We start from the raw sequence: 12,412 nt of genomic DNA, 5'->3' as shown, positions 1-12,412 counted from the left end.
CGCATTCGGGACGCCCCGCGCGGACGATGCCGAGTCGTCGGCCCTTTCAGACGACGCGCCCGCGAAGTCGGTCAAGTTCGCGCCGCACCGTCACCCACGCATCGTGGTGGGGATCGAGGAATTCGAAATGCCCGATGCCGGGAAGTTCTACGAGCCGGGCCTGCGCCCCGGAGCGGCGCAGCCGGTCCATGAACCAGCGGCTGTGGTCGATCGGGACCCGGTCGTCGGCATCCCCGTGCAGCAGACGCACACTGATGCCGGGGTGGTCGATCGGGAGGGCGGCGGACTCAAAGGAGAAGGGGTCTGAGTCCGGGTCGGCGCCGACGAACGTCGTGACCGCTCCTTCTCCCAGCCCACGGCGCGCCGCGTCTGCGAGGTCGCACAGGGGCGCCAGCGCGAGGATGCCTGAGACTTCGACCTCGGGCGCGACCTTGAGGGCGAGGTAGCCGCCCACCGAGTGCCCGACCACGGCGATCCGGCCCGGGTCGACCGGCGCCTGGAGGTCTCGGACGTGACGAATCGCGGCCGCCGCGTCGGAGATCGTGGACGGCACGCTCCCCCCGCTCCCGATGCGTCGGTACTCCACGTTCCAGGTGGCCCACCCATGCGTCGTGAGGTCGGCGGCCAACGCCGACATGATCGCTCGGGTCGGTGCGGGCCGCCAGAAGCCGCCGTGCACGAGCACGGCGACCGGGAACGGCCCGTCACCCGGCGGCAGCCTGAGATCTCCCACCTGCTCCGGCCCCGGCCCGTACGCCCGGGTCGCCGCGGGCGGCGGCGCGAGGTCGGCCAGACGTTGGAGCGCCGCCAGGCGTTCGAGCCTTGCGTGTCGTTCGAGGTCGTTCGAGACCATCAGGCCGGGGACAGATCGCGCTCAAAGGTGGCGAGCACGGTCGCGACGGTCGCGAGGGCCCGCTCGTTGGCGACCCGGTCCCCAAGGGTGATGCGGACGCCGTGCGGTGGAAGCGGCCGCACGAGCACCCCGTGCCGGCCCATTTCGGCTGCGAACGCCTCCGCTTGGTCGCCGAGGTCGAGCCAGGCGAAGTTGGTGAACGTGTCGCGGACTGGGAGCCCGAGCTGACGGAGCCCGTCAAGGACGAAGGCCCGCTCCGTGCGAACCTCGGCGAGCCGAGCCGCGAGGCCGTCCCGGTCCTTCAGGGACGCGATGGCCGCCGCTTGGGCCAAGGTATTGGTGTTGAACGGCATGTGGCTTCGCTGCACGACCTCCACGACGGCGGGCTGGCCCACCAGGTATCCCACCCGCAGGCCGGCCAGTCCGTGGGCCTTGGAGAACGTTCTCAGGCTCACCACGTTCGCGTGCCGCCGGACCAGGGAGAGGCCGACGGTCTTGATCGGGTCGCCCATGAACTCCGCATAGGCCTCATCTATGAGGATCAGGATGTCGTCGCGGACCTCTTCGACGAACCGCTCGATCCGCTGCGCCTCAACGGTGGAGCCCGTCGGATTGTTGGGGTTGCAAATGAAGATCGCCCGGGTCCGGTCGGTGACGGCCTCGGCCATGGCGTCGAGGTCGTGGGCGCCGTCGCGCAGCGGGATCTTGACCGCCGTCGCGCCCGCCACCGACGCGAGCAGGGGATACCCCTCGTACGAAGGCGACGCGAACATCAGTTCGTCGCCGGCCCCGCAGGTGCTCAGCACCGCCTGCAGGCACAGCGTCATGGATCCCGCGCCGACCGCGACCTGCGCCAGCGGAACGTCGAGTTCGGCGGCGAGAGCTTCGCGGAGCGCGTACACGCCCGGGTCGGGGTACCTGTTGAGCTTGCCGACCACCTCCTCGATCGCCTTCACCACACTGGGCAGGGGCGCGAACGGGCTCTCGTTGGACGCGAGCGGCACGTAGGGAAGCTCTCCGATCTCAGACAGCCCCGTGGTGGCCCGACCGGGGACGTACAACTTGATCGAGTCGATTCCGGGTCTCACGTGCACCATGGATTTGTGGCCCTCTCTGTGGCGGTGCAGGGACATGACTGGACGGGGGTGGAACGCGGACTGCCGTGGTCGTCTGGCGAGGCTTAGCTCGCGCCATTGACGAATTCGGACGTCTTCGTCAGCCCGTCGGGGACGGTCAGCCCGACTTTCGCCAAGGTGTCCTTGCGGAACTGCCAATGGTGTCCGGTGTACACGGAGAAGGGCGTCGTGGCCGGGTCGGCACCCTTGCAGATCTTCCCGGCGACGACACCGGCGAGCTCGCCGACCTCACGCTCATCCGATCCGAAGCCGCCGACGACACCATCGACCAGTGCACCCGGTCCGGTGTACGCCAGGTACAGCGGAAGCCTGCTTCGCTGAGCCTGGGCTCCGATGGCCGGGAGACCGGCCGCGACGTTGCCGTCCCGACCGATCAGCATCGCATCGACGTCGCCCACCATCGACCGCGCCGCCGACTGCAGCTCGTTGGAACCGGTGATCGAGGTCTGGACGAATTTGACGCCGCGCGCCTTGGCCGCGGCGCCGAACTCCTTGTTGAATTTGAGGGACGCGTCGTTGCCCGAGGTGTAGATCGTGCCGATGGTCTTCGCGTTGGGCTGCAGCGCCAAGATCCCGTCCAGGACTTGCGCCGATGGAGGGATGTCGATGCTGCCCGTGACGTTGCTGCCGGGTCTGTCCACGGAGTCCGCCAGTTTCGCCCCGACGGGGTCTTCGATCGAGACGGTCACGATCGGCTTGTTCTTTGTCGACTGCGCGAGCGCGATGGTCGTGGGGGTTCCGATGACCCCCAGAAGGTCGTAGGGTCCGGAGGCGAAGGAGCGCGCCAGGGTCTGGAAGTTGGTCGGGTTGCCCTGCGCGTTCTTGACGTCGATCTTCAGGCCGTTTACGGGAATTCCCGTCTGCTTGGAGAACCCCTCCTTGTAGCCCTCGACCATGTTGTTGAACAGTTGCAGTTGTGCGATCACCAACATCCCCTGGCGGTAGGAGGCTGAGCACGGGCCGCTGGCGGCCTTGTCGTCCTCGCGGGCGCCGCAGGCCGTGAGGCCGAGGATCGCGAGAAGGGTCGCACCGGCGGCCGCGCAGGGCAGGGAGTTGGAACCGAGCCATCGGGTGGACCGAGAAACAGAATTCTTCGACGTCATGTCCTTCATTCCTCTTTTTCTGATGCCCCCGACTGTTCGTCTGTGTCGCAGGGATGGTGCAGCGGACTCAGTTGAGGCCCATGCACTCGTACACGGAACTGATGGTCTTGGACGCGATAACGGTCGCCTTCTCCGCCCCGGTCGCCAAGACGGCATCCAAGGAGCGTTCGTCCGGACGAATAGTGAGATAGCGCTCACGGATGGGTCTGAGCAACTCGATGACCGATTCAGAGACGGCGCTCTTGAATGGGCCATAGGTCGTTCGGGCGAATCGCTCCTCGACCTCTTCTGTCGACAGCCGGGATGCCGGCATAAATCTCGATCAGGTTCGAGATTCCCGGCTTCTCCGGAGACAGGCGAACCTCGCGGCCCGAGTCCGTCATGGCCGAGCGCACCTTCTGCGCGATCGTGTCCGGGTCATCGAGCACGTGCACCGTCCCGGCGTCCCCTCGCGCGCTTGTTGACATCTTCGCTGTCGGGTCCTGCAAGTCCATGACGCGCGCCGCTGTCTTCGGAACACGAATCCGAGGGACCGTGAAAGTCTCGCCGAAACGCGCGTTGAAGCGCTGAGCGAGGTTCCGGGTGAGCTCGAGGTGCTGGCGCTGGTCCTCGCCGACGGGGACCTCCTGGGCCTGATAAAGCAGGATGTCGGCCGCTTGCAGCACGGGATAGAGGAACAGTCCGGTACTCACGAGGTCCCGTTGCTGGACCGATTTCTCCTTAAACTGGTGCATTCGGCCGAGCTCGCCGTATGCGGTGACCGAGGACAGCAGCCAGCACAACACGCCGTGCTCGGCGACGTCCGACTGCCGAAAGAGCACGCATTTGTCAGGATCGACCCCGGCCGCGATGAGGAGCGCCTGAGTGTCGTAGACACGCTCGCGGAGCGCCTCAGGCGCGTAGGCGATCGTCGTCGCATGCATGTTGACGATGCAGTAGACGGCGTCGCCACGATGCTGGCCTTCGACGAACTGCTGAACGCCTCCCAGAAAATTCCCCAGGTGCTTTCGCCCAGTCGGCTGGATGCCCGAAAAGATCCTCACCGGCTCGCGCTGGCCGCTCACGACGCGCCCTCCACCGGGTTCGTCAGCACGCCGAGCCCGTCGATCCGGATGGAGATCTCGTCTCCCGGGCGCAGGTAGCGCCCACTGGCCATGGCGACGCCCGCGGGCGTTCCCGTGGCGATGACGTCCCCGGGCGCAAGGCTCATCAGCGCGCTCACCTGTGCGATCAGTTCCGGGATCGAGGCGGTCATCCCGCCCGTCGTCGCCGACTGCCGCACCTCACCGTTGACCGACAATTCGAGGCTGAGCGCATGTGGGTCCTGAACCAGCCACGACGGAGTGATTCCGGGACCGGTGGGACAGAAGGTGTCGCGTCCCTTGGAGGAGATCCAGTCGAACCCCATGGCCGGCACCAGAGGGTCCGGCCTGGCCAGCAGGCCGCGTGCCGAGACGTCGTTGACGATCGTGTAGCCCGCGACATGCCCCATGGCGTCCTCCCGGGTGATGGAGCCGCCCGGCTTCCCGATCACGACGCCGAGCTCGCCCTCGTAGTCGACCCGCGCGCCGTCCGCGGTCGGGATCCGGATGGCCTCGCCGGGCCCGACCACCGTCGAAGGCGGCGGCTTGAGGAAGAAGAAGACCGGGCCGGGCTTGGGTTCGAGTCCGAGTTCGCGAAGGTGGTCGGCGTAGTTCGCTCCGGCGCAGACGATCTTGTCCGGAAAGCGCAACGGTGCCCGGAGCACGGCGTCGGCAATGACCGAACCCGCGCGCGGATCAAGAGCCTTGAGCGCGGGTTCCAGCCGCGACCAGTCTTTGACGACGTCAATGACGTCGTGCGCCCATTCGAACGCTCGCAGAGACCGGACTGATCCGTCCGCCAGCCTCACGCCGACAGATGTTCGGTCGTCACCCGGCCTGGCATAGGTGACAAGGCTCCAGATCTCAGACACGCCTGCTCCTCTACTCGCTTCGGTCGCTGCTGTCGGGTGTCACGGCCGCGTCGGGCCGTCAGCCGGATCGCGGGCTCAGCATCATCCGGTCCGACGCCTCGGCGCCCGCCTCCGTGATCCGGCTCACCAGTCCCGGCACGGTCAGGCTCGCCTTCTCGGCTCCGGAGATGTCGGCGATGACACGGCCTCGCCCCATGACCAGCAGGCGGTCGCCGACGCTGATCGCCTGCTCCATGTTGTGGGTGATCATCACGCTGGTGCAGCTGAGCTCGGCGCTGAGGTCGACGGTGAGGGCGAGCACCCGTTGGGCGGTGCCCGGGTCGAGCGCAGCGAGGTGCTCGTCCAGCAGGAGCACATCGGGCTGGGTGAGCCCCGCCATGATCATGGTGAGGCTCTGTCGCTGACCCGCCGACAGCAGGGCCACCGGGGCGGAGAGCCTCTCTTCGAGCCCCAGGCCCAACTGTTTCAGGTGCTCGCGCATGACGCTCCTGCGGCTCCGCGTCACGGCGAAGCGCAGTCTGCGGCGGCGGCCTCGCGACATCGCCAGGGCCAGGTTCTCCTCGATGCTCAGCTCTGGCGCGGTGCCGGCACGAGGATCGTCGAAGACCCTGGCGACCTGGCGTGCGCGACCGAAGTCCGGTCGCAGGGTGACGTCGGCTCCTCCGATCCTGACCGTGCCGCTGGTCGGCCTGGCCGCACCTGAGATGACCTGGATCATCGAGCTCTTGCCGGCTCCATTCGCGCCCACGACGGTGACGAACTGGCCCGTGTCGACCTTGAGGCTGAGGTCGTGCAACGCGACGACCTCGGTGCTGGTGCCCTGGTTGTGAACCAGTCGCACCTTGTTCAGCTCAAGCACTTACCGCACCCTTCGTGTGGGTGGTGTCCCAGGAACTCGCTGATCGTTGCCCGGATCTGCGTTGTGCGAGGGTGCGGCCCGCTCTCGCCACCACGCGATTCAGAGCGAATGCGCCGATCAAGGTCAGCGCCGTCACGAGGTTGAGATCCGTCGGCGAAAGACCGGCGTTCAGGGCCATGGTCAATACCAAGCGGTACAGGACCGCTCCGATCAGCACCGCGAGGAGTCCGCGCAGGATGCGCGATCCTCCCGGCCGGGTGATCAGCTCGCCGAGCAGCAGGGCCCCCAGGCCGGCGATCAAGACTCCGACGCCCATGTTGACGTCCGCGAAGCCCTGGTTCTGCACCACGAGGACACCACTGAGACTGCTGAGCCCGTTCGCCAGGAGCAGGTTGATCGCGATAAGACGTCGCTCGCTGACTCCCTGACTTCGGATCAGGCGGGTGTTGTGGCCAGAGACCCGGAGGGCGAGACCGATCTCGGTGCGCAGGAAGAGGCCGACGGCGCCGAGCGCGGCCACGGCGAAGAGGAACAAGATCGCGATCGAGACCCAGTCGCGGGCCACTGGATCCAGTGCCTGCAGACCGCTGAACAAAGTGTGCTCGGAGGTGAGGGAGACCGACGGCGTCCCCATCGTTCGGAGGTTGATGCTGTAGAGACCGAGCGACGTGACAAGGCCCGCGAGCATGATCGGAACGCCGAGGCCGAGGTGGACGACGGTGGTGACAAGCCCGGCGCCGACTCCCGCGGCGATGGCGAGCGCCATGGCGAACGGAACGGGGACGCCATGCACCAGCGCGGTGCCGCCGACCGCACCTCCGATCGCGAAGCTGCCGTCGACGGTCAGGTCGAAGTCTTCGCGGATCCGCATCACCAGATAGATGCCGAGAACGAGCGGCACCAGCGGCAGCCCTGTCACGAAGGTGTCTGTCATGACGGAACTCATCGAGCACGCCCTCCGCGTAGCCGTGGAGGAAGACCGAGATCGTGACTCGTGCGGCCGCTCGGCGAGCGACCGGCCGCTCTCAGTGTTGCAGCGACGTTCATCCGCACTCCTCTCACTGGGGCCATGCGCCAACGCGAGCAATACTGTACGCATCACTCCGGGAGTGTGTAAAGCATTGATCTGGCACTACGTCCGCCCACCTCAGGCCGCATGCGTGCCGCGCCGTGCGAATATCTAACTATGCAACCCGGCGACCTGTACACTGACGTTGTGACTGACGGCGGGGCAACGCCGCAAGCTCTCGTCCCGGCGCCGGACGGCGCGCCTAGGCCTGGCGAGAGCGCGCGGACCGAAGATGCCCCGTCGCAACGACACGAGCCGATGCACGAAAAGACTCCCGAACCCGCCGGCCTTTAGGATTCCCGTACATGATCAGGCGAGCAGTCAGCCCACGGAGCGAGCATCCCGGCCCTCCGCGTTCCTCGGAGCAGATCGAGCCTCAGGAACTTGTGATCACGATGTTCGCCATCTACGTCAGAGACGATCCGCGGCCCGCGTGGTCGGGCGGGATCGTCGACTTGCTGACGGCGTTCGGCATCACCCCGGCGGCCGCTCGCGTCTCACTGCACCGTGTGGTCGAACGTGGCCTGCTCGAACGGCACCGTAACGGCCGATTCATCTCCTACACGCCGACCGCGCGCCTGCTCGAACTCATCTCCGTCGGAGACCGACGGCTGTCCGCCTTCGCCCGAGACGAGCCGTGGGACGGGACATGGTCCCTGGTCTGGTACGCCATCCCCGATGACATGCGCCGAGAGAGGCACCGGTTGAGCCGGCGACTGCGCTTTCTCGGCTTCGGGCCACTCGAGGACAGCACATGGGTCGCGCCACGCGACCAGAGCGCCGAGCTTGTTCCCTATCTCGAGCACCTGGGTATCGACCAGCGCGTCACCCTGTTCGTCGGCCGACATGAGCTGGCGCCCGAGACCGTGATCGCGCGCGCATGGGACGGGGACGAACTGCTCCAGCGCTACGAGTTGTTCATCGAAGAGTTCGGACAGCCCCCGCTCGGTGGTGACGACAACGAGACGTTCGTCGCCCGGACCCGGCTGTTCAACACCTTCCGCCGGTTCCCCTACCTGGACCCCGGGCTGCCTCGGGAGTTCTTCCCCGCCGCGGAACGACGCCAGGCGGCAATCAACCTCTACGAGAAGTGGTCTCCTGAGCTCGCACAACGGTCCCAGCATCACTTCGACGTCGTGACAAGGCGCGCCGTCTCGCCGAGCTGAAGTGCCCGGCGCCTGGGGGGAACCGGGCGCTGTCCTTCATCGTGCACGTAGCACCGAGACGCATGTCTTAGCTGTGACGAACGTTCAAGAGTTGGAATAGGGGGCTCCGTCACACCCGCCCGATGTCCTTGCCGTGGCCTGGCAGCCGGGGACATCGGGCGGGAAGCTCGTGACGCTCACGAAGCCGCGGAGAGGCCGCAGGTCACGGAAAAAGTGGCGAGCGCGTCGCCGAACGCCTGCCGGGACTGTTCGACGATCCCGCCTGGGACGATCTTCACCTCCACATCGAAGGCAAGCCGTCTTCGGATGTTGCTTCTATTGACATAGAAGCAACGAACGTATTAATTCTGTCATGGTAGGCGGTCGAGCCGCGAGCCGCTGAACGAGAGGTGCGGTCCGACGCGCGACGACCATCGCGACCGACGCGGCAATAGCCGCGCTGTTCTTGATGGAGACCCGTGGCACACCAGCACTGACGGCAACCCGACAGGAGCGATCGCATGGAGCCCGACCTCAGCAAGTACGTCGTGCAGGGTGACAGCTCGATGTACCCCACGAAGGGAGGGCTCGGTGGTAGCGGTGGTGACCCGCGCCGACCGACTCTGGACGGCGAACGCCTGCCCCACCAGGCCACGCGGGTTCGACCTCTTGGCGACCTGCGGCCGACAGAGGGGCTGGCCGAGTGGATCCACCGGACCCCCGCCGACGCCGGTCGCGGGGGCGCGCTCGGCCACCTCCTCGCTTCCGATCGCACCCATCTGGCGACCGTCGTCCACGAGGGCGTGTCGCGGTCCAAAGACGGAGGATCGCGATGAAGCTCGGCCCTTCGGCCTACGCCGACACCTTCGCCCGGGACAACCTGCCTCCGGACGAGCAGTGGCCGGCTCTGGAGTTCACCACCGAGCCGCTCGACTACCCCGAGCGGCTCAACGCGGCCACCGAGCTCATCGACGTGGCCGTCGCGACGTACGGCGCCGACCGTCCCGCCGTGCGGACCCCCACCGGCCAGACGTGGACCTACGGCGAGTTGCAGGACCGCGCGGACCGCATCGCGCACGTCCTGGTCGACGACCTCGGCCTGGTCACCGGCAACCGGGTCCTGCTGCGGTCGCCGAACAACGCGTGGACGGTGGCCGCGTGGCTGGGCGTCCTCAAGGCTGGCGGCATCCCGGTCACCACCATCGCCGCGCTGCGTCAACGCGAGCTGGCTCCGATCGTGGCGAAGACCAGGCCGGTCATCGCTCTGGTCGACCACCGCTATGTTGCGGACGTGGTGGCCGTGCGGGACGCGTCGGCCCCAGGGTTGAGGATCGTCGCCTACGGCGGGCCACAGGCCGACGACCTGACCCGGCGGATCGCGGCGAAGCCGGCCGGGTTCACCGCCGTCGACACCGCCGCCGACGACGTCGCGCTGCTCGGTCCGACGTCGGGCAGCACCGGGGCCCCCAAGGTCACGATGCACTTTCACCGCGACGTGCTGTCGATCGACGACACCTTCGGGAAGCACGTGCTGAGGCTGCGACCGGACGACCTGGTCGCGGCCACCGCGCCGCTCGGCTTCACGTTCGGCCTCGGCATGCTCGTCGTGTTCACGCTCCGGGCCGGCGCCTGCGCGTTCCTGGTCGAGGCGGCGACGCCCGTGCAGCTGGCCGACCTGGTCGTCGAGCACCGGGTCACCGTCCTGGCCACCGCGCCCACGGCGTACAAGCAGATCCTCAAGAAGGGCAAGGCCGGCCGGCTCGCGGGGCTCCGCGCCGCGGTGAGCGCCGGTGAGCACCTGCCGCGGGCGACGTGGCACCAGCTCCACGACGAGATCGGCCTCAAGGTCATCGACGGCATCGGTGCCACCGAACTGCTGCACATCTTCCTGTCCGCCGCGGGCGACGACATCCGTCCAGGCGCGACGGGCAAGCCCGTCCCCGGCTACCGCGCCACGGTCCTGGACGACAGCGGAGAGGAGGTCGCTGCTGGCGTCAAGGGCCGCCTGGCCGTCATCGGCCCGGTCGGATGCCGCTACCTCGACGACGAACGCCAACGGAGCTATGTCGTCAACGGCTGGAACGTCACCGGCGACACCTACCTCCGCGACGAGGACGGCTACTTCTGGTATCAGGCCCGCACCGACGACATGATCGTCTCCTCCGGTTACAACATCGGGGGTTCGGAGGTCGAGGCGGCGATCGACGCCCACCCCGACGTCGTCGAGTCGGGAGTCGTGGCGGCCCCTGATCCCGAGCGTGGCTCGATCGTGTGCGCGTTCGTCGCGCTGCGCGACGGCGTCGTCGGGGACGACGCGAAGGTCAAGGAGATCCAGGAATTCGTCAAGGGCGAGCTGGCTCCCTACAAGTACCCGCGGGAGGTCCGCTTCATCAGCGCTCTCCCGCGCAACGTCAGCGGCAAGCTCCAGCGCTTCAAGCTGCGCCAGATCGTCGAGACCGAGCAGGCATGAGGATCGCGATCGCCCGCGGAGACCGGAGGGGCTCGGCACGAGGTGATCGTGTGGGAGCGCAACCTGTCGGGAGCCACCTGCGGCTTGGGCGTGGAGTTCTGGGCCCAGCCGCTAGGGATCGGTCCGCTTGAGCTCAAGAACCGGATGGTGCTCTCGCCTACGGACATGAACTCGACCGAGCTGACGTGGGACGGGACGGACGATCCCCTTGAGAGGAGCGTGGGTCCATCCACCCTGCCTACGGCGGCGGCCGCCACGTCCCGTGGGAGGCGACCCGCGCCGACCTGGACAAGGTCGCCGCGGACTGCACCGCCGCCAAGCGCGGCGTCGCGGCCGTCGGCGACCTCATCGAGATCCACGCGGTGCACGGCCACCTGCTGAGCCTGGTCCCTCGCTCGCCGGCAACCCTACGCCGCCCTGGCAGAATGGTCCCAATGAGCCCGAACGAGCCGACCACCGCCCGCTCGCGCCGCACCCGCACGATCACGGTGAGCTTCCTCGGCGCCATCGTCCGGAGGATGGGCGACTGGATGCCGATCGCCGGGACGGTAGACCTCATAGGCCAGCTCGGGCTGGACGCTCCCAGCGTCCGGACGGCGGTGTTCCGGCTCAAGCAGCGCGGCTGGCTCGTCCCCGAACCCCGCGCCGGAAAGCGCGGCTACGCGCTCACGCCTGTCGCCCTGAAGGCGCTCGCAGCCGGAGACGAGATCATTTGGCACGCCCGGCAGCCGGCGAACCTCGACGACGGCTGGTGCGTCGTCAACTTCTCGGTGCCCGAGTCCGCCAGGGCGAAGCGTCAGCAGCTCCGCACCCACCTCGCCTCGCTCGGCTTCGGCAACGTCGGCACAGCGATGTGGATCGCGCCGGCCCGGATGCGCAGCGCCGCCGAGCAGGCGGTGGGCGAACTCGGTCTGGACAAGTTCGCAGCCATCTTCGTCGGTGACTACGTGGGCGGCCGAGACCTCAGCACGTTGCTCTACGAGAGTTGGGACCTCGCCGAGATCGACCGGAGCTACCGGGAGTTCATTACGCACTTCCAACCCGAAGTCGCCTCGCTCGAGGGGAGCGGCGACATCGCGCTCGAGCACGCCTTCATCACCTATCTCGGCGCGGTCGACCATTGGCGCAAGCTCCCGTTCCGCGATCCGGGTCTGCCACGCGAGGTGCTCGCCGAGGATTGGAGCGCACCCGAAGCCGGAGCCCTGTTCGAGCGTCTCGTCACGCTCCTGGAAGGACGAGCTCTGGCCCACGCCACCGGCTACTGGACGGCGGCTCAGCACCCCACCACATAATGCGGCGGTCGCACGGGGGACTCTTGGAGAACGGAGCGCCCCGCTGGCGCGGACAGGATCTATGGCGATTTCCTCGGCCACAACAGATCGATCGAGAAAAGGTGTTTGAAAGAGCCTGTCCACCCTGCATCACCGGCAAGGAGACCTTCGACCAGATCGAAGGCAGGCTTGTCGGACGCCGATTGCAGAGAGGAGGTATCTCAGCACGCGGGATGACCAAACACAACTACGCGCGGTGAGCTACCCGACCACCTCCGGCACGACCAGAGCCCGTGCGAAGATCGCGGCCTGCGACGGCGACGCCAACCCGGGCCGCACCGCTGAACGGGCCGCCATCGTCCATGTCCACCGGACCCGGGCGAGGAAGCGGCCGGACTGGTGGCCCGCTCCTGCTGCGCGCCATCCAGCGCACGCCCCTCAACAAGGACCGGGGCGCCCACGCCACACCCACAAGATCAACGACCCGTCCGATCGGGAGTCGCTGGCCGCGCGTTCGGCTCATCCCCAGTAGTCGACTCGGCCTTGGCCAGC

Annotated in this window: 11 protein-coding genes; 4 read left to right on the top strand and 7 right to left on the bottom strand. The window is 67.6% G+C overall.

Annotated features, from left to right (window positions below; translation table 11 throughout):
* Window positions 1-46 precede the first annotated feature (46 nt).
* The 7 genes from FXF65_RS42085 to FXF65_RS42055 all read right to left on the bottom strand — a co-directional run bounded on the left by FXF65_RS42085 (window position 47) and on the right by FXF65_RS42055 (window position 6,839).
* The gene (locus FXF65_RS42085) at window positions 47-853 is read right to left on the bottom strand and encodes an alpha/beta hydrolase family protein (RefSeq protein ID WP_148356082.1); all 807 of its coding nucleotides are present in this window, start codon (window positions 851-853) and stop codon (window positions 47-49) included.
* Window positions 853-1,941: a histidinol-phosphate transaminase gene (gene hisC / locus FXF65_RS42080; RefSeq protein ID WP_222869040.1), complete on the bottom strand. Its 1,089-nt coding sequence runs from the start codon at window positions 1,939-1,941 to the stop codon at window positions 853-855. Before hisC ends, FXF65_RS42085 begins: the two co-directional genes overlap by 1 nt.
* Before the next feature lie 92 nt (window positions 1,942-2,033).
* Window positions 2,034-3,101, bottom strand: coding sequence for an ABC transporter substrate-binding protein (locus FXF65_RS42075; protein ID WP_187412819.1), 1,068 nt, complete (start codon window positions 3,099-3,101; stop codon window positions 2,034-2,036).
* A 218-nt stretch (window positions 3,102-3,319) separates the two neighbouring features.
* Complete coding sequence (gene trpS, locus FXF65_RS42070) at window positions 3,320-4,156, bottom strand: tryptophan--tRNA ligase (protein WP_222869039.1); 837 nt, start codon at window positions 4,154-4,156, stop codon at window positions 3,320-3,322.
* A complete protein-coding gene (locus FXF65_RS42065; protein ID WP_222869038.1) occupies window positions 4,153-5,046 on the bottom strand; it encodes a fumarylacetoacetate hydrolase family protein in 894 nt (297 codons plus the stop codon). Before FXF65_RS42065 ends, trpS begins: the two co-directional genes overlap by 4 nt.
* 58 nt (window positions 5,047-5,104) lie before the next feature.
* On the bottom strand, window positions 5,105-5,905 hold the full coding sequence (locus tag FXF65_RS42060; protein WP_148356079.1) for an ABC transporter ATP-binding protein: 801 nt from the start codon (window positions 5,903-5,905) through the stop codon (window positions 5,105-5,107).
* The gene (locus FXF65_RS42055; RefSeq protein ID WP_222869037.1) at window positions 5,898-6,839 is read right to left on the bottom strand and encodes an ABC transporter permease; all 942 of its coding nucleotides are present in this window, start codon (window positions 6,837-6,839) and stop codon (window positions 5,898-5,900) included. Before FXF65_RS42055 ends, FXF65_RS42060 begins: the two co-directional genes overlap by 8 nt.
* A 440-nt stretch (window positions 6,840-7,279) precedes the next feature.
* Here FXF65_RS42055 and FXF65_RS42050 point away from each other — a divergent pair, with 440 nt between their 5' ends.
* The 4 genes from FXF65_RS42050 (at window position 7,280) to FXF65_RS42035 (ending at window position 11,881) form a co-directional block, all read left to right on the top strand.
* On the top strand, window positions 7,280-8,140 hold the full coding sequence (locus FXF65_RS42050; protein ID WP_148356077.1) for a PaaX family transcriptional regulator: 861 nt from the start codon (window positions 7,280-7,282) through the stop codon (window positions 8,138-8,140).
* 500 nt (window positions 8,141-8,640) lie between these two features.
* Window positions 8,641-8,955 (top strand): hypothetical protein, encoded by a 315-nt coding sequence (locus FXF65_RS42045; protein ID WP_148356076.1) that lies wholly within the window; start codon window positions 8,641-8,643, stop codon window positions 8,953-8,955.
* On the top strand, window positions 8,952-10,589 hold the full coding sequence (locus tag FXF65_RS42040; protein ID WP_148356075.1) for an AMP-binding protein: 1,638 nt from the start codon (window positions 8,952-8,954) through the stop codon (window positions 10,587-10,589). The genes FXF65_RS42045 and FXF65_RS42040 overlap by 4 nt, the downstream gene beginning before the upstream one ends.
* Window positions 10,590-11,023: 434 nt before the next feature.
* Window positions 11,024-11,881 (top strand): PaaX family transcriptional regulator, encoded by an 858-nt coding sequence (locus tag FXF65_RS42035; protein ID WP_222869036.1) that lies wholly within the window; start codon window positions 11,024-11,026, stop codon window positions 11,879-11,881.
* Window positions 11,882-12,412 lie beyond the last annotated feature (531 nt).

This window comes from Actinomadura syzygii (genome assembly GCF_008085905.1).
Taxonomy (GTDB): Bacteria; Actinomycetota; Actinomycetes; order Streptosporangiales; family Streptosporangiaceae; genus Spirillospora; species Spirillospora syzygii.
Note: the sequence above shows the minus strand (reverse complement) of the source record. Positions and strands in the feature narration are given on the sequence as shown.